The sequence below is a fragment of the Plesiomonas sp. ISS29 genome, assembly GCF_056522795.1.
Genome location: NZ_JAWRZQ010000001.1, coordinates 583,788 through 607,534 on the forward strand (window position 1 = coordinate 583,788; position 23,747 = coordinate 607,534).

The window sequence follows — 23,747 nt, forward strand, 5'->3', positions numbered from 1 at the left end:
TGATCGGGGCATCATCGGGTACCCTGTGTTTCCCCTTTTTTATAGGTATTGTTCGAGTGGAGTCCGCCGTGTCATCTTCGCTTTGGCAGCAGTGTCTTGCCCAGTTGCAAGAAGAGCTACAAGCCACCGAATTCAGCATGTGGATCCGTCCTTTACAGGCGGAGCTACGCGACAATACGTTGACGTTATATGCGCCAAACCGTTTTGTATTGGATTGGGTTCGCGATAAGTATTTAAACAGTATTAACCGTTTGCTGAATGATTATTGTGGTACTCAAACCCCTGAGTTGCGTTTTGAAGTGGGCAGTAAGCCCGTTAGTGTAGTGCTTCCTGAGTCTACACCGGTACGCCACCAGCCGGTTTCGGCATCACCTAAGCCTGCGCCATCGCGCAGTTGGGATTCTGCGCCGGTACGGCCAGATATTCAGCACCGTTCGAACGTAAACCCAAAGCACTGCTTTGATAACTTTGTGGAAGGTAAATCAAACCAGCTTGGCCGCGCTGCCGCGCGTCAGGTGGCTGACAACCCCGGTGGGGCGTATAATCCGCTGTTTTTGTATGGCGGCACCGGCCTTGGAAAAACCCACTTGTTGCATGCGGTAGGTAACGGGATTATTGCCCGGAAACCCAATGCCAAAGTGGTGTATATGCACTCTGAGCGGTTTGTGCAGGATATGGTCAAAGCCCTGCAAAATAACGCAATTGAAGAGTTTAAGCGTTATTACCGTTCGGTGGATGCACTGCTGATTGATGATATCCAGTTTTTTGCCAACAAAGAGCGCTCTCAGGAGGAGTTCTTCCATACCTTTAATGCGTTGTTAGAGGGTAATCAGCAGATTATTCTGACCTCTGACCGTTATCCCAAAGAGATTAACGGGGTGGAAGATCGGCTTAAATCGCGTTTTGGCTGGGGTTTAACGGTGGCGATTGAGCCGCCGGAGCTAGAGACGCGGGTGGCGATTTTGATGAAAAAGGCGGATGAAAATAATATCCGTTTGCCTGATGAAGTGGCCTTTTTTATCGCTAAACGCTTGCGCTCGAATGTGCGAGAATTAGAGGGCGCATTGAACCGCGTGATTGCCAATGCCAACTTTACCGGACGGGCGATTACCATTGATTTTGTGCGTGAAGCACTGCGCGATCTTCTGGCATTACAAGAAAAACTGGTCACTATCGACAATATTCAGAAGACTGTCGCCGAGTATTACAAGATTAAAGTGGCAGATCTGTTGTCAAAACGCCGCTCACGATCGGTTGCGCGCCCGCGCCAGATGGCGATGGCGTTGGCCAAAGAGCTAACCAATCACAGTTTACCTGAAATTGGTGATGCGTTTGGTGGGCGAGACCATACCACGGTGCTGCACGCTTGCCGTAAGATCGAGCAGCTGCGTGAAGAGAGCCATGATATCAAAGAAGATTACTCTAACTTAATTCGGACATTGTCATCATAACGCCATGAAATTTATCGTAGAACGTGAACGCCTGCTAAAACCGTTGCAGCAGGTCTGCGGCGCCCTGGGTGGGCGGCCGTCCTTACCGATTTTAGGCAACCTGTTGTTACAGGTGGTGGAAGGCTGCCTGCTGATTACCGGTACTGATCTGGAAGTTGAGATGGTTGTTCGCATCACGTTGCTGGGTGAACAGCAAAATGGTGCGGTGACTGTGCCTGCGCGCAAGTTTCTTGATATTTGCCGTGGTCTGCCTGACGGTGCTGAAATTACCGTGCTGCTGGATGGCGATCGGGCGCTGCTGCGCTCTGGTCGCAGCCGTTTTTCACTTTCGACCCTGCCGGCTGCCGATTTCCCTAATTTGGATGATTGGCAAAGTGAGGTTGAATTTACGCTGCCACAGGCTACGTTGCGCCGCTTGATTGATGCAACTCAGTTTTCAATGGCGCACCAAGATGTGCGTTATTACCTAAACGGTATGCTGTTTGAAACCGAAGGTGAAACGCTGCGTACGGTGGCAACTGACGGCCACCGCTTGGCGGTGTGCAATATGCCTATCGGGCAGGATTTACCGCAGCATTCGGTGATTGTGCCACGTAAAGGGGTACTGGAGCTGGTTCGGCTACTTGATGGCGGTGAGACACCGCTATTATTGAAGATCGGGCGCGGTAATTTACGGGCGATGGTCGGTGATTTTACCTTTACCTCAAAGCTGGTAGATGGCCGTTTTCCAGACTACCGCCGGGTACTGCCGAAAAATCCGGATAAATCATTAGAAGCCGGTTGTGATGAGCTTAAACAAGCCTTTTCACGCGCTGCGATTTTATCCAATGAAAAATTTCGGGGCGTTCGTCTGCACATTGCGCCGGGTTTGCTGAAAATCACCGCGAATAACCCTGAGCAAGAGGAAGCAGAAGAGATCCTCGATGTAGATTATCAGGGGCAGGAGCTTGAGATCGGGTTTAATGTCAGCTACGTGCTGGATGTATTAAATACTCTGAAATGTGATCGTGTTCGCCTACTGTTGAACGATTCGGTATCGAGTGCACAGATTGAAGATTGTGCCAGTGATTCCGCGGCTTATGTCGTGATGCCGATGCGTTTGTAGTGGCCAGCATTGTGACTCGCGGCAGTTTTTTTTAGCATGGCGATTACCCGCCTGTTATTGCAGGATTTTCGTAATATTTCCGATGCGGATTTGACCTTTGACAGCGGATTTAATTTTCTGGTCGGGGCTAACGGCAGCGGGAAAACCAGTGTGCTTGAGGCGATTTATTACCTTGGGCATGCGCGTTCGTTTAAAAGTCAGTTGACCAGCCGTGTTATCCAGCATGAAAAGCCGCACTTTGTGCTGCATGGTCGGGTACAAGATGGTCAGCATACTGCGTCACTGGGGCTACAAAAAACGCGCCAGGGTGATACCACTGTCCGTATTGACGGGCAGGATGGGCATAAGGTGGCAGAATTAGCCCAATTATTGCCAATGCAATTGATCACGCCAGAGGGGTTTACGCTGTTAAATGGTGGCCCGAAGTACCGGCGTGCATTTCTTGATTGGGGGTTATTCCATGATGAAGCCGCTTTTTATCCCGCATGGAGTAATCTTAAACGTCTGCTCAAACAGCGGAATGCCGCGTTAAAATCGGCACGGCGTTATGCAGAGCTACGCCCTTGGGACCGTGAGCTGGTACAATTAGCAGACAGTGTCAGTGCATGGCGTAGTGCGTATGCCGAGGCTATTGCGCTGGAGATCCAGCAGACTTGCGCGCTGTTTTTACCTGAGTTGCCTATTAGCGTCAGTTTTCACCGAGGCTGGGAGAAAGGCGCTGAGTATGCCGCGTTGCTGGAGCGTGATTTTGAGCGCGATCGCGCGCTCACCTATACCGCGGTAGGCCCGCACAAGGCGGATTTTCGTTTTCGTGTGGCGGGTGCGCCGGTAGAAGATGTGTTGTCCCGCGGACAGCTCAAATTGTTGATGTGTGCATTGCGTTTGGCACAAGGGCAATACCTGACCCAACGCAGTGCACGCCAATGTATTTATTTGATTGATGATTTTGCCTCTGAGCTCGACAGTGAACGGCGACAGTTGTTGGCTGACAAACTCAAACAGACCGGGGCGCAAGTATTTGTAAGCGCCATCAGCCCTGAACAGATCAGTGATATGACTGGCGAGCAGGGCAAGATGTTCCGTGTGGAACAGGGCAAAATAAGCGCACAATGACAGTGCAGGATAGAAGGCGAGATATTCTAATGTCGAACACCTATGACTCCTCAAGTATCAAGGTTCTGAAAGGGCTAGACGCCGTACGTAAGCGTCCTGGCATGTATATCGGTGATACCGATGATGGCACCGGTTTGCACCACATGGTGTTCGAAGTGGTGGATAACGCAATCGACGAAGCCCTCGCCGGACACTGTAAAGATATCACCGTGACCATTCATGCGGATAATTCAGTTTCCGTACAAGATGATGGCCGCGGTATTCCGACCGGTATTCACCCTGAAGAGGGCGTCTCTGCGGCGGAAGTGATCATGACCGTGCTGCATGCCGGCGGTAAGTTTGATGATAACTCGTATAAAGTTTCCGGTGGCCTGCACGGTGTGGGTATTTCGGTGGTTAACGCGTTGTCAGATAAATTGGAACTGACGATTCGCCGTGAAGGTAAAGTGCACGAGCAGGTTTACCGTTTAGGTGAACCACAAGCACCACTGGCGGTAGTCGGTGATACTACGGCAACCGGTACGCGTGTCCGTTTCTGGCCAAGCCCAAACACCTTTACCAATATTGAATTTCAGTACGAAATTCTGGCAAAGCGCTTGCGTGAACTCTCATTTTTGAATTCAGGTGTCTCAATTATGCTGCAAGATAAACGCAGTGATAAGAGTGACCACTTCAAATATGAGGGCGGAATTCAGGCTTTTGTTGAGTATCTAAACCGCAATAAAACCCCGATTCACGATAAAGTCTGCTATTTCTCGTCAGAAAAAGACGGGATCGGTGTGGAAGTGGCGTTGCAGTGGAATGATGGTTTCCAAGAGAACCTGTACTGCTTTACCAATAACATTCCACAGCGTGACGGTGGCTCGCATCTGGCAGGATTTCGTGCGGCAATGACCCGTAGCCTGAATGCCTATATCGAGAAAGAGGGTTTTGCGAAAAAGGCCAAAATCAACATGACCGGTGATGACTCGCGTGAAGGGTTAACCGCGGTTGTATCGGTAAAAGTGCCTGATCCTAAGTTCTCTTCCCAGACCAAAGACAAGCTGGTCTCTTCAGAAGTGAAGCCGGCGGTTGAGTCTTTAATGGGTGAAAAGATGCAGGAGTTCCTGCTCGAAAACCCAGCGGATGCGCGGATTGTGGTCGGTAAGATCATTGATGCGGCACGTGCACGTGAAGCGGCACGTAAGGCCCGTGAGATGACGCGCCGTAAAGGTGCGCTCGACTTAGGCGGTTTGCCGGGTAAGCTGGCTGACTGTCAGGAACGAGATCCAGCGCTGTCTGAACTCTACATTGTGGAAGGGGACTCTGCGGGCGGTTCAGCCAAGCAGGGGCGCAACCGTAAAAATCAGGCGATTTTGCCGCTAAAAGGTAAGATCCTGAACGTAGAGAAAGCCCGTTTTGACAAAATGCTCTCTTCCCAAGAGGTGGTCACCCTGATCACTGCTCTGGGTTGCGGCATTGGTCGTGACGAGTACAATCCGGACAAATTGCGTTACCACAGCATTATCATCATGACCGATGCTGATGTGGATGGATCGCACATTCGTACACTGCTGCTGACTTTCTTCTATCGCCAGATGCCGGAAATCATCGAGCGGGGCTATGTCTATATTGCCCAGCCGCCGCTGTATAAGGTGAAAAAAGGCAAGCAAGAGCAGTACATCAAAGATGATGATGCGATGGATCAGTACCAGATTTCACTGGCATTAGACGGTGCGAATCTGTTTGTGAATGAGCATGCACCGGCAATGTCTGGCATGGCGCTGGAGAGTCTGGTGAAAGAGTATAACGCCGTGATCAAACTGATCCGTCGTTTGGCGCGCCGTTACCCTGAAGCGCTGCTCAAAGAGCTGATTTATCATCCGACGCTGGATGAGAGTGCGTTAAATGATCGTGATGTTCTGACCGCATGGGCCGATTCGCTGGTGGCAAAACTGGCGGCGAGTGAAACCTCGGGCAGCAGCTACAGCTTTAGCGTGCGTGAAAACCAAGAGCGCCATCTGTTTGAGGTGGTGGTGACAGTACGTACACACGGTATTGATACTGATTATCTGCTGGACTTTGATTTTATTCATGGCGGCGAATACCACCGTATCTGTACGCTCGGTGAGCAGTTACGTGAGCTGCTGGATGAGACTGCATTTGTTGAGCGTGGCGAACGTCGTCAGCCGGTAGGCAGTTTCGAGCAGGCGCTTGAGTGGCTGGTGAAAGAGTCACGCCGAGGTTTCTCATTGCAGCGTTACAAAGGTCTGGGTGAAATGAACCCTGATCAGCTGTGGGAAACGACGATGGATCCGAACAGCCGCCGTATGTTGCAGGTAACCATTAAAGATGCGATTGCCGCTGATCAGCTGTTTACCACGCTGATGGGTGATGAAGTTGAGCCGCGCCGTGCTTTTATTGAGCTGAACGCGCTGAACGCAAATCTTGATATCTAGTTATCGTATTTAAGGCCTGAGCGCTGATCTTTGAGTGATGATATTTAAGCGCGCTTGCGTATAAAAAAACACCAAAAAAAGAGAGGGAAACCTCTCTTTTTTTATGCCTGCTGTTTTTACCCCTATAAATAATGGCTTTAATTACAAGTTGTTATGAAGGGTGTCGGTGATCGGCGACAGCTTTTCTTTATTTATTATTAGGTTACACTTCAACCCATCATTAAAAAATAGAGTGTATGGCAAGGAAGTGCCACCCGCGTTGTGCTGTCGTTGGCTGCTATCCCCCGTACATCATCTCTGTTTTCCCCTACTTCTTACAAATCAGGTTTCAGCATGACAATTAAACGTTTCAGTGTGGTCATTCTGGCAGCAGGCAAAGGCACGCGGATGCACTCCGACCTGCCAAAAGTATTACATCCGATCGCCGGAAAGCCGATGGTTTCGCACGTTATTGATACTGCCCGTAGTATTGGTGCCGAGAACATTCATCTGATCTACGGCCACGGTGGTGATCAGCTGCAAGCACGTTTGAGCGGCGATGACCTAAACTGGGTGATCCAAGCTGAGCAGCTCGGTACCGGCCATGCAATGCAGCAGGCTGCACCACACTTTGCCGATGATGAAGTGATCCTGATGCTGTACGGTGATGTGCCGCTGATCTCTGCTAACACCTTGAAGCGTTTGTTACAGGCAAAACCGGTTGATGGCATTGGTTTGCTCACCGCAAAATTGGATAACCCGGCCGGTTACGGGCGTATTTTGCGTGAAAACGGTAAGGTTTCCGGCATTATTGAGCATAAAGATGCCAGTGCCGAGCAGCTGAGCATCCGTGAAGTAAACACCGGTATTCTGGTGGCCGATGGTAAAAACCTCAAACACTGGTTAAGCCAGCTCAACAATGATAACGCCAAGGGCGAGTATTACATGACCGACGTGATCGCGATGGCGCACGTTGAGCAGCATGAAATAGTGGCCGTTCATCCTACTCACTTCTATGAAGTTGAGGGTGTCAACAATCGCCAGCAGTTGTCACGTTTAGAGCGTATTTATCAGCGTGAGCAGAGTGATCGCCTGTTGCTTGAAGGGGTTATGCTGCTTGATCCGGAGCGTTTTGACTTGCGTGGTACGCTTGAGTGCGGCCGTGATGTGGTGATCGACACCAACGTTATCCTCGAAGGGCGCGTGGTTTTGGGTAACCGCGTGCGAGTGGGTACCGGTTGTGTGCTCAAAGATTGCGTAATTGGTGATGATACTGACATTAAGCCCTACAGCCTGATTGATGATTCAACGGTAGGGGCTGGTTGTTCTGTCGGCCCTTACGGCCGTTTACGTCCGGGCTCTGTTATGCAAGATGATGCGCATCTTGGCAATTTTGTTGAGATGAAAAAATCAACGCTCGGTAAAGGCTCGAAAGCTAACCACCTGACCTATTTGGGGGATGCGGTGATCGGTGAGCGCGTGAATATCGGGGCGGGGACTATCACCTGTAATTATGATGGTGTGAATAAGTTCCAGACTGTGATCGGTAATGATGTGTTTGTCGGCTCGGATACGCAGCTAGTTGCACCTGTAACGGTAGCTGATGGCGCAACGATTGGCGCGGGTTCAACCGTGACTAAAAATATCGCCGAAAATGAGCTGGTGATCAGCCGTGTGGCTCAGCGCCATATTCAGGGCTGGCAGCGTCCGGTAAAAAAAGCGTAATTTTTCATCAGGATATCCTCAGTGTAAAGCGGCGAGTTTTAGGCTGAGATGTAAGACAATACGATAAGATGTGGTGATAACACATCAATAAAATAGTGCGAAATAGTGACATCAGGGCTGAGTTTTCTCAGCCCTTTTTTTATCGGTATACACTGGCCGGTACTCGTGCTGTCTGCACGGTATGTCTGTTCTATCTTCCTGTTTTATCTGCACATACCAATATTTCCCGTGCTTATGGCTTTATCGTCTAAAAATCCCCCCGTATGTTTTGATCTCTTCTTGTGTTTTTTCTTTTACTTGTGCTGTTGAGCTATGCGGTTTTACAGTTGATCTTTCGTTTCGTAAGAATATAATGCGATTTATATTCCGAAAAATGCTTTATCGAAACTTTTGGTGGCAGTGCATGAGTAAACGCAATACCCAGCAGCGGCGACATACGATTGTTAATTTACTGCGTGAGCAGGGTGAAGTGAGCGTTGATACGCTTGCCCGCCGCTTTGAAACCTCTGAAGTGACCATTCGCAAAGATTTGGCTGAGTTAGAGCGTAACGGTTTGCTGTTACGCCGCTACGGTGGTGCGGTGCTGATCCCTCAGGAGCTGGTGAGCGAGCCGGAAGAGGATAAAGTTTCGTTGCAAAAATTAGCGATAGCGGCGCTGGCTGCAACGCTGATCCGTGATCATAACCGGCTGATTATTGATTCGGGCAGCACTACAACAGCGGTGATCCCGCATTTGGCCGGTTACCGTGGTTTGGTGGTGATGACCAATGCAATGAGTGTGGCGGCAGCTTTGCAGGAACTGGAGATCGAGCCTACTATTTTAATGACCGGCGGAACATGGGATCCGCATTCCGAGTCATTTCAGGGACAGGTGGCTGAACAGGTGTTGCGCTCGTATGACTTTGACCAGCTTTTTGTCGGCGCGGCAGGCATTGACCCTGAGCGCGGCACAACCACCTTTAATGAGCTGCTCGGGTTATCACGGGTGATGGCCGAGGTTGCGCGTGAGGTTATTGTGTTGGCGGAGTCGCACAAGGTTGGGCGCAAAATCCCCAATTTAGAGCTGCCGTGGTCGCAGATCACCTATTTAGTGACCGATCAGGGCATTAACCCAGACATTAGATTACACATTGAACAACAGGGTGTGCAGGTTCTTTGCGCACAAGTGCCGAGCCTATAACGGCCGGCCAGCGCTCATGATTGTTAGCGTTAACCATTGTCAGTGCCGGATGTTGTAGTGATAGACAGGCAGTGATCATTTATCAAGGAATTGAATACGATGTGTGGAATTGTTGGCGCAGTAGCGCAGCGGGATGTTGCAGAGATTTTGCTCGAAGGGTTGCGCCGTTTGGAGTACCGCGGCTATGACTCAGCGGGTGTGGCAGTGGTCAATGCACAAGGTGATCTACAGCGTGTTCGCCGTTTGGGTAAAGTGCAGGTGCTGGCTGAGGCGATTGAGCAGCAGCCGATTGTCGGGGGTACTGGTATTGCGCATACCCGCTGGGCCACGCACGGCGAACCTTCTGAAGCGAACGCCCACCCCCATACGTCTGAATTTATTGCGGTGGTGCATAACGGCATTATCGAAAACTATGAGTCACTGCGCGCGCAACTGCGTGATCGGGGTTATGTGTTTAGTTCACAAACTGATACCGAAGTTATCGCGCATTTAACGCACTGGGAGCTGACCGAGCACGGTGGCAGCCTATTTGCCGCAGTGCAGCGGATGTTGCGCCAGCTCAGTGGTGCATACGGCACTGTGGTGATGGATTGCCGTGATCCGAGCCGCGTGGTGGTGGCACGTTCTGGCAGCCCGCTGGTGATTGGTTTGGGTTTGGGTGAGAACTTTATTGCCTCTGATCAGCTGGCACTGCTACCGGTAACCCGCCGTTTTATCTTTTTGGAAGAGGGGGATGTTGCCGAGGTTACGCGCCGCGAGGTGAATATTGTTGACGTGCAGGGGCAAGCGGTTGAACGTGCGATTATTGAGTCAAGTGTGCAGCATGATGCCGGTGATAAAGGCCAGTTCCGGCACTATATGCAAAAAGAGATTTATGAGCAGCCGGTGGCGATAAAAAATACCCTTGAGGGGCGGATCAGCCACGGGTTAGTAGATTTAAGTGAGCTGGGTGAAGAGGCTGATCGCTTACTTTCAGCGGTACAGCATGTGCAGATTGTGGCCTGTGGCACGTCGTATCATGCCGGTGCTGTGGCGCGTTACTGGTTTGAGAGCATCGCTGGCGTGGCCTGCAATGTGGAGATTGCGTCTGAGTTTCGCTATCGCAAATCGGTGCTGCGCCCCGGCAGTTTGCTGATTACTTTATCTCAGTCGGGCGAAACCGCCGATACTCTTGCGGCGCTGCGTTTATCGAAAGAGTTGGGCTATTTGGGCTCGCTGGCGGTGTGTAATGTGCCGGGCTCGTCATTAGTGCGTGAGTCAGATTTATCGCTGATGACCCGCGCCGGGGCTGAGATTGGTGTGGCCTCGACCAAGGCATTTACTACCCAATTGGCGGCGTTACTGCTGCTGGTGGGGCGAATTGGCCGTTTACATAAGATGAGTGATGCACGCGAGCGTACGCTGGTGCAGGCGTTACAGGCGCTGCCAAGCCGGATTGAGCAGATGTTGTCGCTTGATAAGGTGATCGAAAAGCTGGCGATGGATTTTAACGAGAAGCAACATGCGCTATTTTTAGGGCGTGGTGATCAGTACCCGATTGCGATGGAAGGGGCGCTGAAACTCAAAGAGATCTCTTACATTCATGCTGAAGCTTATGCTGCCGGTGAGCTAAAACACGGCCCGCTGGCGCTGATTGATGCTGATATGCCAGTGATTGTGGTTGCGCCGAACAATGAGCTGCTAGAAAAACTTAAATCGAATATTGAAGAGGTGCGCGCGCGCGGCGGCCAACTGTATGTCTTTACCGCGCAGGATACCGATTTTACTGCCGCCGAGGGGATGAACATTATTCCGCTGCCGCCAGTAGAAGATGATGTTGCGCCGATTTTCTACACCATTCCGCTGCAACTGTTGTCGTACCATGTTGCCGTAAATAAGGGTACAGATGTTGATCAGCCGCGAAACTTGGCTAAGTCGGTAACGGTGGAGTAATTAAGGTTTAATTATTTTCTCATACCGTACCAAGGGTCTTTCCGGTACGGTATGAGGCTATTTTCCTGTCATGTTTACTGTATGATTTTTAACGGTTATCTCCTGCATCTTTCTCTTATCATGCTGTTTTTATTTCTGTATCTGCATGACCATTTCGATACCGCATTTCACTATCACATAGCTTATTAAATAACAGCATCAAATAAGAGTATTAAACCAGAGCATTGATTTTCTGCTGTAGGCGTTCGGCATGGTGATACGCACGAGCGTCTACTGCCTCTTGTGTATGATGCACATTCGGAACATAGGCCATGTTATGGCTATAAACTGGTTTGCGGTAAACCATTTGGGTGAGATAAGCCGTTTGCTCTAGCGGGCGCAGCATTTGTTCAATGCTAAAGTGATTATATCCCAGCGCACTATAAGCTTCTTCAGGCGCACCGACAGTAAATGAGAGGATCAGATCTTTCCCTTTCAGTTTGTCGCCTTTAGAGCCATAGGCAAAGTTAAAGGTAAAGACCTCATCAATCCATTTTTTCAGCAGTGCGGGTATGGAATACCAGTAAAATGGAAATTGCAGTACCACAATATCGGCTGCAAGTAAGGCTTGCTGTTCACGCTCAATATCAATGTTAAAGTCGGGATAGAGGCTATCTAAACGGCGAACCTGAACCTGTACTGTATTTTGTTCTAGTTGTTCGAGGATCAGGCGGTTAGTGTACGAGGTTGCCAGATTCGGATGGCCGGAGATAACCAGCACCTGACGGGCGCGCTGAGTGTGGTGTGTAGATGTTGTCATTGTTCTGCCTCGGCTAATCTGCAGGGAGTGGTGATAGTGTTACCAGAGCAGAGAGCTTAGCGTGAAGCGGGTGTGCGCTGTAGGGGCGTTTGACCCACTTCATTATTAGGTTTTAGCTACTAATAATTAAAATACCGGTAGATAACTATGTTTATGAAGGGTGTTACGGCAAACCAGTTGTGGGTATTTCAAACCATTGTGCAGCAGAGCAGTATTCGCGCGGCGGCGGGTAAGCTAGGCATTGCTCCACCGTCAGTGAGTCAGGCACTGAAGCAACTTGAAACCGTGCTGGGCTTATCACTGTTTACCCGTAATACCCGCCGTATGGAGCTAACCGCTGCCGGATTACAGCTGTATCAACGCACGAAGCCTTTGTTAGCTGAGCTGGCTGATGCGGTCGACAGCTTGCAGGAGCTACGTGATCAGCCAATCGGCCATGTCAGTATTACCCTGCCGCGTTTTGTGTATCAGTTCTTTTTCCGCCCGATCTATGCTGAGTTTTGTTTGCGCTACCCACAGATCCAGCTTGAGATCTCTATCTCGGATGCAACGGTAGATATTCTGCGTCAGGGTATTGATATGGGGATACGGTTTGGTGATCGTTTGGAAGAGGATATGGTAGCCCACCGTTTAACGCCGCCGATGCACGATGCACTGTTTGCAACGGCTGATTACCTAAAGCGCTATGGCACTCCTACAACGCCACAGGCGTTGCGGCAGCATAAATTGGTGCAGTACCGTTTTATTACCTCAAATCAATTTGCGCCGGTGCGCCTGTGGTATGAAGATCAGTCATTGGTGGTGGATATACCGGCCAGCATTGTGGTAAATGATACCGATGCGGTGGTGGATGCCGCACTAAAAGGCCTTGGTGTCGGGCGAATTATGCAGCCAATCGTGGCCGATTTGCTGGCCGAAGGGCGTTTGCAACCGGTGTTGGAGGCCCATTGGCACCCTTATCCTGGGTTGTACGTTTACTTTCCACAGCACAGCCAAAAAACACGACGGGTACGGGTTCTGATTGATTTTTTGTTGGAAAAAAGCGTGCGCTAATTACGGCGCTGCATACTGGGAAGGTAGCTATACCGATTTAAGTAGAAATAAGGTAAGACGGATCTGCCCAACGTTTACATGCCATTTAGTTTTACAAAGTACAAGCATCCCTTCGGTAATGATTTATCCGCCAGAGGGTTGTAAAATCACAGGGTTGTTACTGATGCTTTTTTGTACGAGTAAAGTGTTGTTTAAATTAAGGATAATACATTGATATATAATCATAAATTAACAGCGTTAATGATGGTCTGTATTATGGCTACTCTGGTCAGTGGGTGTGTCAAAACGGGGGCTGAACAAGCGGGAAAACCCCTTAAAGGGAACTCTCCGATTCAGGTTGCTTTCGACTCAATGGGCAATGATTTTCAGGATAGTGTCACTAATTTAAGTGTGATACAGCGTGTTAATAGCGGGGAGTCGCCTGATAAAGCGGTGGTTACTATCGAAGAGTCGGGATTACAAGATGACTCTATTTTCGCCGAAAAAACTATTTTTTCCTTGAGCTACCAAGACGGTAAATGGCAAATAATTAATCGGGTAAAAACGCAACAATGCCGGCCTGAACGAGGTCATCAGAACTTTTCTGAGCAGCCATGCCATTAGATATCGATGTATTAAGATACCCGTTTACTTGTACATCACTGCGTTAAGATTAACGCAGTGATGTACAATTTTAGTGCGCGCCGCTGTTGCCGCCTCCGGCATTAAACGGCGGTTTGGCGAACCAGATCAGCACCAGTAAGCCGATAAACAGTGCTCCACACAGGGTAAAAATGGTGTTGGCCGACAAAATATAACTTTGTTGCGTGATCTGGTTCGCCAGCATGCCGGCCGATTGTTGGGCGCTTAATCCGGCACTTTGCAGCCCGTGCAGGGCCTGCTGCGCCGCTGGATTGTAAGGGTTCACATGCTCAGTTAGGTAATTTTGGTTTACCGCTTCGCCGTTATCCCACAACGTTGTGGTGATGGATGTACCAATAGAACCTGCCAGTGTACGCATAAAATTCGACAAGCTGGTGGCGTTGGCCAGCTGATTGGCCGGTAATCCTGATAGGGTAATGGTTGTCAGCGGCATAAAGAAGCAGGCCACCGCAATACCCTGTACAAACTGCGGCCAGACAATCCACTCAAAGCTGATATCGGTGGTAAACAGCGTTGCGCGCCAGAAAAAGCAGCCGGAATAGACCAGAAAACTGATGCTGACCAGCACCCGCATATCGATTTTATTCGCGTATTTACCGATAAGCGGCGATAAAAATAGCGGAATAAACCCGACCGGTGCCGAAGCCCATCCTGCCCACGATGCGGTATAACCGAGGTTGGTCTGCATCATCAGCGGTAGCAGCACAATCACCCCGAAGTAGATCATATAACCTAGGCTGGTACAGATCACCGCAATGGTAAAGTTGCGGTAGCCAAACAGCGATAAATCGATAACCGGATTATCGTCGGTCAGCTCCCAGATGATGAAAAATGAGAGTGCTACGGCGGCAGTTACGGCCAAGATCAGTATCTCATTGGAGTTAAACCAGCCGAGCTCACGCCCCTGATCGAGCATGATTTGCAGGCTACCTACCCCGATAACCATCAGGCCCAGCCCGACCATATCCATCGGTTTATATTCACGTTCAGTTTCGCGCCCTGCTAGCACTTTACGGGTTAACAACACCACAAAAATGCCGACCGGGACGTTGATAAAGAATATCCATGCCCAGTGGAAATTATCACTGATATAACCGCCAAGCACCGGCCCACAAATCGGGGCGACGATTACCGTCATCGACCAGAGTGCTAGTGCAATAGCCCGTTTTGCTGGCGGATAGTTTGACAGCAGAAGGCTCTGTGACAGCGGGATCATTGGGCCAGAGACTAGCCCTTGCATCACTCGGAAAAAAATCAGCATTTCGAGTGAGGATGAAACGCCGCACAGCCACGAGAACAGGGTGAACAAAATCGTTGAGGCGATAAACAGCTTCACCTCGCCAAAACGTTTGGCAAACCAGCCCGTTAGCGGCAGTGAAATAGCATTGGCTACACCAAATGAGGTGATAACCCATGTGCCCTGTGTGGTTGATGCCCCTAAACTGCCGGAGATCGTCGGAATGGCCACGTTGGCAATTGAGGAGTCAAGCACCTGCATAAAGGTCGCCAGTGACAGCGCCAGCGTTGCCCAGACCAGTGCTTTGCCCTCTAATGGCTTTTGCATACTGGCCTCTTATCCCTGATTTTGGGCAAGGATAGCGGCAATATTCTGCTCTATCGGTGCCATATTGATATCCAGTGCCTGTGTACTGGCGGTGGCGGTTTGTTGCGGTTTTTCTGCCAGCTCTGCACCGGAGTGATCAAGGGTGTTGACGTTGACAGTCATTGACAAGCCAACCCGTAACGGGTGCGTAGTCAGCTCTGTGGCATCAAGCTGAATGCGTACCGGCAGGCGCTGCACCACTTTGATCCAGTTACCGGTTGCATTTTGCGGTGGTAGCAGGGAGAACGCACTGCCCGTACCGGCTGATAAGCCCTGTACCGTGCCGTGATAAACGGTGTTGTCACCGTAAAAATCGGAGATCAGTGTTACTGGCTGCCCGATTCGCATGTTTTGCAGTTGTGTCTCTTTGAAGTTGGCATTTACCCAGACATTTTGCAGCGGGATTACTGCCATCAGCGGGTTACCCGGAGCAATGTAGCTGCCTACTTGTACCGAGCGTTTCGCTACATAACCTTCGCTCGGGCTGACAATGGTGGTGCGTTGCAGATTAATCCACGCCTGCTTCACCCCTTCTACCGCATGTTTTACTGCAGGTTGGGCGGCCAGCGGGGTATTGAGCACCAGTGCCTGAGTGGCATTTAGCTGCTGCTGGGCAGCGGTCAGCTCTGCTTGTGCCTGACGCACGGCATTTTGGGCATGTTGCAAATCTTGCTGCGAAATAGCATCACTGCGGCCAAGTGTGCTGAACCGTTTTAAATCAGACATTGCCTGAGACAAGATCACTGCGCGGGCTTCCACGTTGGCCTGTAACTGGCGGACATCGAGCATCAGTTTGTGGGTATTGCGCACGGTTTCAGCCAATTGTGTTTTCGCCTGTTCCAGCGCCAGCGTTGCATCGGTACTATCGAGCGTAACCAGTGGCTGTCCGGCTAGCACTTTGTCGTTATCGTCGGCAAAAATAGCAGTAACGCTGCCGGTTATCTGGGTATTGATTGGAATGATATTACCGGCCACATATGCATCATCGGTCTGCTGATAGTGGCGCAGCTCCAGATACCAGTAAGCAAAATAGGCGGCGGCGGCCAGAATAAACAGCGCCGATACCGCGAGCATGGCACGTTTACGGATGGTTTTTTTGGCGCTGATCGGCGGCGTGCTTGGCGCTGTCATGGTGTTCATGTCCTTCTTAGATCTGTAACAAAAGTTTGTGGAGTAGATGTTCAAATTGTGCCCGCTCATCGGCGGTGAACGGCGACCAAAGAGCACACAACCGCTCACGCTCTGGCGGCAAAATAGCGTGCATAAAATCAAGCCCCTGCGCGGTTAATGTCAGTTGAAAGCAGCGCCGATCATCGGCTACTAGCTGGCGTGAAATCCATCCGCGCGCTTCCATTTCATCGGCAATGCGTGTTGCGCTGGTGCGTGATGTATTTAGCAGTGTACTCAGATCTGAGGGTTGCAAAGTGTAACCTTCACTGGTGTACAGCAGTATCAGCGCGGTAAAAAGTGAATCATTAATCTGGTACTGCTTGAGTGCTTCATTGTGCTGACTGAGCAACTGGTTGTGCGTGTGTTGCAGTAAACGGCACAGAATAATCGCTTGCCGCGCATCGGAATGGTCTAGCTGCCTTGCGCGTTCTAACAAGGTTTCAATCGGAAGTTTGGGTTTTGGCATGATAGGCAGTAATCTACATACAAAGTTGAGTTTTTATCAGACAAATGCGGCTGATACTGAAAATAGTAACGTCTGAAATTACTTTCTGCAATTTTCCAGTGCCATTATTTGGCCACTAATTCGTTACAAATTACTAAATAGGAAGTGTCGTCAGCGATAACGGCCCTGCGGCAGAGTCTGCTACCATTGCGCAACATAGGCCGGTACAGATTACGGATCATTAAAAAATCAGACAGTGACTGGATTTAACAATGCAAACTGAGCATAAGAAAAACATGCCGGCACTGACGCTGGCCGCCATTGGCGTGGTGTATGGGGATATCGGCACCAGCCCGTTATACACCCTACGGGAGTGTATTTTGTCGATGGCCGGATTGGGCGTTACCCAATCGGTGATCTATGGCTTTCTTTCCACCATTTTCTGGGTGTTGATGCTGGTAGTCTCGGTCAAATATATCTGCTTTGTGATGCGAGCCGATAATGCCGGCGAGGGCGGTATTCTGACGCTGATGTCACTGGCCGGTCGGCGAACTCAGCCGCGGACTACTGCCATTATTTTGGTTCTGGGGCTAATTGGCGCTGGCTTTTTCTACGGTGATGGTATTATCACCCCCGCTATTTCAGTGCTTTCCGCGATGGAAGGATTAGAGCTGATTACTCCGGCATTTGACCCCTATATCCTGCCGATTGGCATTGCCGTATTAACCGGCCTATTTATGATCCAGCGCCACGGCACCAGTTTGGTCGGCAAGGTGTTTGGCCCAGTAATGCTGCTCTGGTTTAGCGTGCTGGCGCTGATGGGGGTTCGCGGAATAGCCATGCATCCGGAAGTGTTACAGGCGCTCGATCCGCGCTGGGCCCTCGATTTTTTCTGGGCGCACAAAATACTGGCCTTTTTTGCACTCGGCTCGGTGGTATTGGCCGTTACTGGTGCAGAAGCCTTGTATGCCGATATGGGGCACTTTGGCACCAAACCTATCCGCTTGGCATGGTTTATTCTGGTGATCCCATCACTGGTGCTGAACTATTTTGGGCAGGGCGCGCTGCTGCTGAGTAATCCAGCCGCAGTGAAAAATCCGTTCTTTATGCTAGCCCCCGAATGGGCGTTGTTTCCGCTAGTGATTTTAGCCACATTCGCCACGGTTATTGCCTCGCAAGCGGTGATTTCTGGCGCATTCTCTCTGACACGACAGGCCGTTCGCCTAGGCTATCTTCCCCCGATGACCATTTTGCACACCTCAGAAGAGGAAGCGGGTCAGATTTATGTTCCACTGGTCAACTGGCTGCTGTTTATTGCCGTGGTGCTGGTGGTGCTGACATTCCGCCACTCGAGCAATCTGGCCTCGGCTTACGGCATTGTGGTAACAGGAACGATGGTGCTCACTTCGATTCTGTTGTCAGTGGTGGCACTGCGTAACTGGCGCTGGCCATTACCGCTGGTGTTGCTGATGCTGACGCTGATGCTAATGATAGACTTGCCGTTGTTTGCCTCAAACCTGATTAAGCTTGAGTCTGGCGGCTGGTTCCCGGTGCTGATTGGCTGCACCATGGTCGGCATTATGATGACATGGAAAAGTGAACGTTTTCATCTGGTTCGCCGTTTATGTGAAAACAACGGCGCACTCGATACGATGATCAATGCGCTGGAAAAGAACCCGCCAACCCGCGTGCCGGGAACGGCTATCTTCTTATCGCGCGCGCCCAATGCCGTGCCGTATGCCCTGCTGCATAACCTAAAGCACAATAAAGTGCTGCATGAGCGCGTGGTATTGATGACCATTCGTACCGAAGATGTGCCGTATGTGGCCGCCGACCAGCACATTGAAATAGAGCCGTTATCACCGAGTTTTGTACGGGTGATCGCCACCTATGGTTTTAAAGAGACCCCTGATGTAGAAGAGGTTTTCCGCCGCTGCTGTATGAAAGGCATGATGTTTAGCCTGATGGATACCTCGTTTTTCTTATCACGGGAAACTCTGATCATGGGGAAACGCTCACTGTTTGGGCAGGTTCGTGGTCTGATTTTCATGTGGCTGAGCAAAAATGCGTTACGTTCTACCGACTTTTTCCATATTCCACCGAATCGAGTGGTAGAGTTAGGGGCACAGGTAGAAATATAATTCTGTTAGGTTACAGTGAAGACCAACAGATAACGCAGACGTGAGGTGAGGAAGTGATTTGGTTTGCAGGCGATCCTCACGGCTCTTTGGCCTACTTATTGCCTTTGGTGCAGGCAGAAAAGCCCGATGCGCTGGTCATTTTGGGTGATTTGGCCTTGCAATCGTCGGCTGATTTGCAGGCGCTGGAAGAGGTCACCGAGGTTTGGTTTATTCCCGGCAACCATGACAGCCTTTCGGTGGCCGCCTATGAAGCGCTGTTCAGTGGCGCGTTTGGCGGGCGCAATCTGCACGGGCGGGTGGTCGAGATTGCCGGAGTGCGGGTTGCCGGTCTAGGTGGCGTGTTTCGCGGCCAGATCTGGATGCCGCCTTACAAGCCGATGTTTTTTGACCCTATCCACTACTGTCAGCATTTAGAGCAGGGCCAGTTATGGCGCGGCGGCCTGCCCCTGCGCCACCGCACCACGCTCTTTCCCTCAGATCTAGAAGGGTTAAGCCAACAGCAGGCTGATATTTTAGTCACCCACGAAGCACCGGCGGCCCATCCGCGCGGTTTTCAGGTGATCGACAACGTTGCACGCTCACTTGGCGTGCGACAACTGTTTCACGGTCATCACCACATTAACCGTGAGTATGATCCAGCCGTAGGTTTTCAGGCTGTTGCGGTGGGTTATCGGGCGGTATGCGATCAGCATTTACGCTGGATAAGCCTGGGTGAAGAGGTTGCTCCGCACCATCAACCGCGGCAATCCCGCAATACTGCAGGTGGTGATGCACCCACTTCCCGTCGCTAATACTCACCGCTGTTTTCATCTGAATGCAGACTTTTACCCTTCTGCTTAACCGATCCGGCTAAAAGTTTTGGCATAAAGTTTATCGTTTGCGTCACATTTTATCTGATCCTGATTGTCGTTTTGCTGCAATGTGTTTTAATAACTGCATATCGAAACGTTTCGATGCCTGTTTTTAGCCTTTTGCTGCGAGTAACGGCCATGAAGAAAAGTTTTCTGTTAAATGCCGAATTATCCCACCTGATTGCCCGCCTTGGGCATACCGATGGCCTGACGTTGTGCGATGCCGGTCTGCCGATTCCCGCTGATCCGCAGCGTATTGATCTGGCGGTTTCAGCCGGCGTGCCCTCGTTTATGCAGGTGATGACGGCCATCACCCATGAAATGCAGGTTGAAGCGGTGCTGATGGCCGAAGAGTTTATCAGCGTCAACCCGCAGCTGCATACGCAAGTGGTCGAGCATTTGACCCAGCTTGGCGTGCAGCAGGGGAATACCATTCGCATTGAGTATGTGCCGCACGAAGCCTTCAAAGCGCGCACCCGCAGCAGCCGTGGTGTGGTGCGCAGTGGTGAGTGTACGGCGTATGCCAACGTGATTTTCTACTCCGGCGTGGTGTTCTGAGGAAACGGTTATGTCTGACACTCTGTTACTGCAGTTAAGTGGTATTGATAAAGCCTTTCCTGGCGTGAAGGCGCTCTCTGGCGCGAGCCTGTCAGTGTATGGCGGCCGCGTGATGGCACTGATGGGCGAAAACGGGGCGGGAAAATCGACCCTGATGAAAGTGTTGACTGGGATCTACCAAAAAGATGCCGGTACGCTGAACTACCTCGGGCAGGCTGCCAGTTTTAGCGGCCCGAAAGCCTCGCAGGAAGCGGGTATCAGCATCATCCACCAAGAACTGAATCTGATCCCGCAGCTGACTATTGCCGAAAATATCTTTTTAGGCCGCGAATTTCTTGGCCGTTTTGGTCAGATAGACTGGCCAACCATGTATGCAAAAGCCGATCAACTGCTGGCGCGGCTGAATGTGCGCCACAGCAGCCGCCAGTTATTGGCCGATCTCTCTATCGGTGAGCAGCAGATGGTTGAAATTGCCAAAGCCATCAGTTTTGAGTCACGCGTGATCATCATGGATGAGCCGACTGATGCGCTGACCGATACCGAAACTGAGGCACTGTTTGCGGTGATCCGCGAACTGAAAGCTGAAGGGCGCGGTATCGTGTATATCTCGCATCGCTTAAAAGAGATCTTTGCCATTTGTGATGATGTCACCGTGCTGCGTGATGGTCAGTTTATCGGCGAATGTACCGTGGCCAGTCTAAATGAAGACCGCCTGATAGAGATGATGGTCGGGCGCAAGCTTGATGAGCAGTACCCGCGCCTGATTCAGCCGTGTGGCCCACTGCGTTTACAAGCTGAAAATATCAGTGGTGCGGGTGTCAGTAATGTCAGTTTCAACCTGTATCAGGGCGAGATCCTCGGAATTTCCGGCCTGATGGGGGCTGGGCGAACCGAGCTAATGAAAGTGCTGTATGGCGCACTGCCACGGCAGCAAGGCACGCTGCAACTCGACGGCAAAACGGTGCAAATCCGCTCACCTGAACAGGGTTTGCAGCAGGGAATTGTCTATATTTCAGAAGATCGTAAAGGTGATGGTCTGGTGCTTGGCATGTCGGTCAAAGAGAACATGACGCTGACAGCACTGAACTATTTCAGCTCGGCATGGGCACTGCGTCAGCGCGAAGAGCAGCAGGCGGTGGGCGATTTTATCCGCTTATTTGCGATTAAAACCCCCAGCATGGAGCAGCCGATTGGCCTACTGTCAGGTGGAAACCAGCAGAAGGTGGCGATTGCGCGCGGGCTGATGACGCGCCCGAAAGTACTGATTTTGGATGAGCCTACCCGTGGGGTGGATGTTGGCGCGAAAAAAGAGATTTATCAGCTAATTAACCAGTTTAAGCGTGACGGACTGAGCATCATCTTGGTCTCTTCCGAAATGCCTGAGGTGCTGGGAATGAGCGATCGTGTATTGGTGATGCACGAAGGGCGGATTAGCGGCGAATTTACCCGCGAAACCGCAACCCAAGAGACGCTGATGGCCGCTGCCGTTGGCAAACCCGCAGGACAAGCAGCATGAGTGTGCAGAGTATGAAAAGCAACGATCCCACCCCGTCGCGTTATATCAGTAAAGCGTGGCTGTTAGAGCAAAAATCCTTAATCGCACTGCTGGTGTTGATTGTGGTGGTCTCTTTCCTTAATCCGAATTTTTTTGCCGTTGATAACCTGCTGAATATTCTGCGCCAGACCTCGGTCAACGCCATTATTGCCGTCGGGATGACGCTGGTGATTTTGACTGCCGGCATTGATCTGTCGGTCGGCTCGGTCTTGGCGTTATGTGGCGCGGTGGCCGCTACGCTAGTGGGGCTAGAGCTGCCGATTTGGGTTGTGATCCCCGCAGCATTAGGGCTTGGCGCACTGCTTGGCGGTGCAACAGGTGTGGTGATAGCCAAAGGTAAAGTGCAGGCGTTTATCGCCACCTTAGTGACCATGACTTTACTGCGCGGCGCTACGCTGGTTTATACCGAAGGCCGACCAGTTAGCACCGGGTTTTCTGACTCTGCCGATGCTTTTGCATGGTTAGGCACAGGCTATCTGTTTGGTATTCCAGTACCGATTTGGCTGATGGCGCTGGTGTTCGCTGGTGCGTGGTACATGCTCAACCATACCCGTATGGGGCGCTATATCTATGCACTTGGTGGCAATGAGTCGGCAACCCGTTTGTCGGGCATCAATGTTGATCGGGTAAAAATTGCGGTCTATGCCCTGTGCGGCATGCTGGCGGCACTGGCTGGTTTGATTGTTACCTCCCGCCTCTCTTCTGCCCAGCCAACTGCGGGTACTGGCTATGAGCTTGATGCAATTGCGGCGGTAGTCTTGGGGGGCACCAGTTTAGCCGGTGGTAAAGGCCGGATTATGGGAACGCTGGTCGGTGCGCTGATTATCGGCTTTTTGAACAACGCGTTGAATCTGTTAGATGTCTCCTCTTATTACCAGATGATAGCAAAAGCTGTGGTGATTTTGCTGGCTGTTCTGGTGGATAACAAAAGCGGTAAATAGTGCTGCAGTACCGCCTGTTTAACCCACGTTTTTACGTTACCTCTGATAATAATGATAAGGAATATAGTGATGAACATCAAAAAGTTAGCAACCTTCGTTTCTGCTGCTGTACTGAGTGCCACCTTGAGCGCGAATGCGCTGGCTGCCGATACCATTGCCATGGTGGTTTCGACACTAAATAACCCCTTTTTTGTGACGATGAAAGAGGGGGCAGAGAAAAAAGCCAAGGCGCTGGGTTACAACATTATTGTGCTCGACTCGCAAAATGACCCGGCAAAAGAGCTGGCGAATGTGGAAGATTTGACCGTGCGTGGCGTGAAAGTATTACTGATTAACCCGACGGATTCAGCCGCTGTCGCTAATGCCGTTGCCATGGCAAACCGCAGCAATATTCCGGTGATCACTCTCGACCGTGGCGCGGAGAAGGGCAAAGTGGTTAGCCACATTGCTTCTGACAACGTAGCAGGCGGCAAAATGGCCGGTGACTTTATCGCACAAAAAGTGGGCAAACAGGCAAAAGTGATTGAATTAGAAGGTATTGCCGGTACATCTGCTGCCCGTGATCGTGGTCAGGGCTTTAAGCAGGCGGTGGCAGAGCATCAGCTTAATTTACTGGCTGCTCAACCGGCAGATTTTGATCGCACCAAGGGCCTGAATGTGATGGAAAACCTGTTAGCGGCTCAGCCAACCGTACAGGCCGTATTTGCACAAAATGATGAAATGGCACTTGGTGCGCTGCGTGCTTTGCAAGCGGCGGGTAAAGAGCAGGTGCTGGTGGTCGGGTTTGATGGCACAGAGGATGGGATCAAAGCCGTATCACGTGGTAAGTTAGGCGCAACTATTGCCCAGCAGCCTGAGCTGATCGGTGAGATTGGGGTGGAAACAGCAGATAAAGTCCTGAAAGGCCAGCCGGTTGATGCAAACATCCCTGTTGCCCTGAAAGTGGTTTCCCAGTAATCCTTGCTGCTGCGGATAGCGTCGTCATCGATTGACTATTCGCAGCACTTTTTCCCCGTCGTCAAATCGTGATAGGTTCAGGCCACGCAGGCACGATCCAACCAGAGAG

General features: G+C 50.9%; 19 protein-coding genes. 15 read left to right on the top strand and 4 right to left on the bottom strand.

Going from position 1 to position 23,747, the window contains the following annotated elements; translation table 11 throughout:
* Positions 1–68: 68 nt before the first annotated feature.
* The 7 genes from dnaA to glmS all read left to right on the top strand — a co-directional run bounded on the left by dnaA (position 69) and on the right by glmS (position 10,923).
* Positions 69–1,451, top strand: coding sequence for a chromosomal replication initiator protein DnaA (dnaA, locus tag AC1HDJ_RS02570; RefSeq protein WP_479533091.1), 1,383 nt, complete (start codon positions 69–71; stop codon positions 1,449–1,451).
* Between the two features lie 4 nt (positions 1,452–1,455).
* Positions 1,456–2,556, top strand: coding sequence for a DNA polymerase III subunit beta (dnaN, locus tag AC1HDJ_RS02575; protein ID WP_479533093.1), 1,101 nt, complete (start codon positions 1,456–1,458; stop codon positions 2,554–2,556).
* Positions 2,557–2,592: 36 nt separating this feature from the next.
* Positions 2,593–3,669 (top strand): DNA replication/repair protein RecF, encoded by a 1,077-nt coding sequence (recF, locus tag AC1HDJ_RS02580; protein WP_479533095.1) that lies wholly within the window; start codon positions 2,593–2,595, stop codon positions 3,667–3,669.
* Between the two features lie 29 nt (positions 3,670–3,698).
* Complete coding sequence (gene gyrB, locus AC1HDJ_RS02585) at positions 3,699–6,107, top strand: DNA topoisomerase (ATP-hydrolyzing) subunit B (RefSeq protein WP_479533097.1); 2,409 nt, start codon at positions 3,699–3,701, stop codon at positions 6,105–6,107.
* Positions 6,108–6,440: 333 nt separating this feature from the next.
* Complete coding sequence (gene glmU / locus AC1HDJ_RS02590; protein ID WP_479533099.1) at positions 6,441–7,811, top strand: bifunctional UDP-N-acetylglucosamine diphosphorylase/glucosamine-1-phosphate N-acetyltransferase GlmU; 1,371 nt, start codon at positions 6,441–6,443, stop codon at positions 7,809–7,811.
* Between the two features lie 403 nt (positions 7,812–8,214).
* Positions 8,215–8,991, top strand: coding sequence for a DeoR/GlpR family DNA-binding transcription regulator (locus tag AC1HDJ_RS02595; RefSeq protein WP_479533101.1), 777 nt, complete (start codon positions 8,215–8,217; stop codon positions 8,989–8,991).
* Between the two features lie 99 nt (positions 8,992–9,090).
* On the top strand, positions 9,091–10,923 hold the full coding sequence (gene glmS / locus AC1HDJ_RS02600; RefSeq protein ID WP_479533103.1) for a glutamine--fructose-6-phosphate transaminase (isomerizing): 1,833 nt from the start codon (positions 9,091–9,093) through the stop codon (positions 10,921–10,923).
* A gap of 211 nt (positions 10,924–11,134) precedes the next feature.
* Here the strand turns inward: glmS and AC1HDJ_RS02605 are convergent, their stop codons facing one another.
* Positions 11,135–11,722 (bottom strand): NAD(P)H-dependent oxidoreductase, encoded by a 588-nt coding sequence (locus AC1HDJ_RS02605; protein ID WP_479533105.1) that lies wholly within the window; start codon positions 11,720–11,722, stop codon positions 11,135–11,137.
* Positions 11,723–11,875: 153 nt separating this feature from the next.
* Between AC1HDJ_RS02605 and AC1HDJ_RS02610 the strand changes: the two genes are divergently transcribed.
* A complete protein-coding gene (locus tag AC1HDJ_RS02610) occupies positions 11,876–12,775 on the top strand; it encodes a LysR family transcriptional regulator (protein WP_479533107.1) in 900 nt (299 codons plus the stop codon).
* 255 nt (positions 12,776–13,030) lie between these two features.
* Positions 13,031–13,378, top strand: coding sequence for a hypothetical protein (locus tag AC1HDJ_RS02615; protein ID WP_479533109.1), 348 nt, complete (start codon positions 13,031–13,033; stop codon positions 13,376–13,378).
* Positions 13,379–13,448: 70 nt separating this feature from the next.
* On the opposite strand, the gene AC1HDJ_RS02620 is transcribed toward AC1HDJ_RS02615, so the two are convergent.
* The 3 genes from AC1HDJ_RS02620 to AC1HDJ_RS02630 are packed head-to-tail and all read right to left on the bottom strand — an operon-like array spanning position 13,449 to position 16,656.
* Entirely contained in the window at positions 13,449–14,981 is a 1,533-nt protein-coding gene (locus AC1HDJ_RS02620; protein WP_479533111.1) for a DHA2 family efflux MFS transporter permease subunit, read from the bottom strand.
* Positions 14,982–14,990: 9 nt separating this feature from the next.
* The gene (locus AC1HDJ_RS02625) at positions 14,991–16,160 is read right to left on the bottom strand and encodes an EmrA/EmrK family multidrug efflux transporter periplasmic adaptor subunit (RefSeq protein WP_479533113.1); all 1,170 of its coding nucleotides are present in this window, start codon (positions 16,158–16,160) and stop codon (positions 14,991–14,993) included.
* A gap of 7 nt (positions 16,161–16,167) precedes the next feature.
* A complete protein-coding gene (locus tag AC1HDJ_RS02630; protein ID WP_479533115.1) occupies positions 16,168–16,656 on the bottom strand; it encodes a MarR family transcriptional regulator in 489 nt (162 codons plus the stop codon).
* 251 nt (positions 16,657–16,907) lie between these two features.
* Between AC1HDJ_RS02630 and kup the strand changes: the two genes are divergently transcribed.
* The 6 genes from kup to rbsB all read left to right on the top strand — a co-directional run bounded on the left by kup (position 16,908) and on the right by rbsB (position 23,638).
* Positions 16,908–18,776 (top strand): low affinity potassium transporter Kup, encoded by a 1,869-nt coding sequence (gene kup, locus AC1HDJ_RS02635; RefSeq protein WP_479533118.1) that lies wholly within the window; start codon positions 16,908–16,910, stop codon positions 18,774–18,776.
* Between the two features lie 53 nt (positions 18,777–18,829).
* Positions 18,830–19,567, top strand: coding sequence for a metallophosphoesterase family protein (locus tag AC1HDJ_RS02640; protein ID WP_479533119.1), 738 nt, complete (start codon positions 18,830–18,832; stop codon positions 19,565–19,567).
* Between the two features lie 198 nt (positions 19,568–19,765).
* Entirely contained in the window at positions 19,766–20,185 is a 420-nt protein-coding gene (gene rbsD, locus AC1HDJ_RS02645) for a D-ribose pyranase (protein ID WP_479533121.1), read from the top strand.
* 10 nt (positions 20,186–20,195) lie between these two features.
* Positions 20,196–21,701: a ribose ABC transporter ATP-binding protein RbsA gene (gene rbsA / locus AC1HDJ_RS02650; RefSeq protein WP_479533123.1), complete on the top strand. Its 1,506-nt coding sequence runs from the start codon at positions 20,196–20,198 to the stop codon at positions 21,699–21,701.
* An 11-nt stretch (positions 21,702–21,712) separates the two neighbouring features.
* The gene (gene rbsC, locus AC1HDJ_RS02655) at positions 21,713–22,681 is read left to right on the top strand and encodes a ribose ABC transporter permease (RefSeq protein ID WP_479536966.1); all 969 of its coding nucleotides are present in this window, start codon (positions 21,713–21,715) and stop codon (positions 22,679–22,681) included.
* Between the two features lie 69 nt (positions 22,682–22,750).
* Positions 22,751–23,638, top strand: a complete 888-nt coding sequence (gene rbsB, locus AC1HDJ_RS02660; protein ID WP_479533125.1) for a ribose ABC transporter substrate-binding protein RbsB — start codon at positions 22,751–22,753, stop codon at positions 23,636–23,638.
* Positions 23,639–23,747: the final 109 nt, after the last annotated feature.